This window comes from Streptomyces bobili (genome assembly GCF_002154575.1).
Taxonomy (GTDB): Bacteria; Actinomycetota; Actinomycetes; order Streptomycetales; family Streptomycetaceae; genus Streptomyces; species Streptomyces bobili.
In genome coordinates this window covers 1-900 of sequence record NZ_MUBA01000884.1, presented here as the reverse complement: position 1 = coordinate 900, position 900 = coordinate 1, and the positions used below count along the sequence as shown (strand labels likewise).

The 900-nt window shown below is 77.7% G+C and carries 1 protein-coding gene and 1 pseudogene; both read left to right on the top strand.

Annotated features, from left to right (window positions below):
• Window positions 1–72: 72 nt before the first annotated feature.
• Window positions 73–243 carry a Trm112 family protein gene (locus BZL64_RS38475; RefSeq protein ID WP_086773532.1) on the top strand — a complete coding sequence of 57 codons (171 nt, stop codon included), beginning with the start codon at window positions 73–75 and terminating at the stop codon, window positions 241–243.
• A 136-nt stretch (window positions 244–379) separates the two neighbouring features.
• Window positions 380–900 (top strand): annotated as a pseudogene (locus tag BZL64_RS38470) (SIS domain-containing protein); the annotation flags it as partial.

The following is a 900-nucleotide window of genomic DNA, read 5'->3' as shown; positions in this document are numbered from 1 at the left end:
GGCACATCCACCCCCCCGCCGGACCGGCGAAACCCACCCCGGCGCACCGAACTCACCCCGAAGGGACACCCCATGCCGCTCGAAGCCGGCCTCCTGGAGATCCTCGCCTGCCCGGCCTGCCACGCCCCACTCAAGGAGCAGGACACCGAGCTGATCTGCACCGGCCAGGACTGCGGCCTGGCGTACCCGATCCGCGACGGCATCCCCGTCCTCCTCGTCGACGAGGCCCGCCGCCCCGCGTAACGGCGCCCACCGCGCCGTACGGGCCGAAGCCGCACGCGAGGCGACGTACGCGAGACGACTCGCCGGGCGACCACAGCGGCCGGCCGCGCGGCGCACCCGCACACCGACGACCACAGGCGATCGGAGACCTGACGCCATGCTCGACGAATCGCTGCTCGACACGCCGGAGGCCCTGGCCGAGGCGGACCACCGCGCCCTCCTGCGCGGAGCGGCCGAGGCAGGCGCCCGCGTCCGCACCGCCGCCCGGCACGCCACCGAGGCCGGCGTGCACGAGCTGAAACCGGACGGCCGCCCGCGCGCGATCCTCCTCGCGGGCCCCGGCGCCGCCGCCACCTGCGTCGCCGACCTCCTCGGCACCCTCGCAGGCGCCGCCTGCCCGGTCACCCGCCTCGCCCCGGCCGGCGTCGCCCCCGCCGCGGGCGCCCTGCGCTGGGAACTCCCCGGTTGGGCCGGCTCCGTGGACCTCCTCATCGTCACCACCCCCGACGGCAGCGAGCCCGGCCTCTCCCTCCTCGTCGAGCAGGCGTACCGCCGCGGCTGCACCGTCGTCGCCGTGGCCCCCGCCGGCTCCCCGCTCGCCGACGCGGCCGGCGCGGCGCACGGCCTGTTCGTCCCGATGGCGACCGCCCCCTACGAGCAGGACGAGCAGCCCCCCGT

Coding starts and splice junctions, on each gene's coding strand:
- BZL64_RS38475 (WP_086773532.1), top strand. CDS start 73: ATGCCGCTCGAAGCCGGCCTCCTGGAGATCCTCGCCTGCCCGGCCTGC.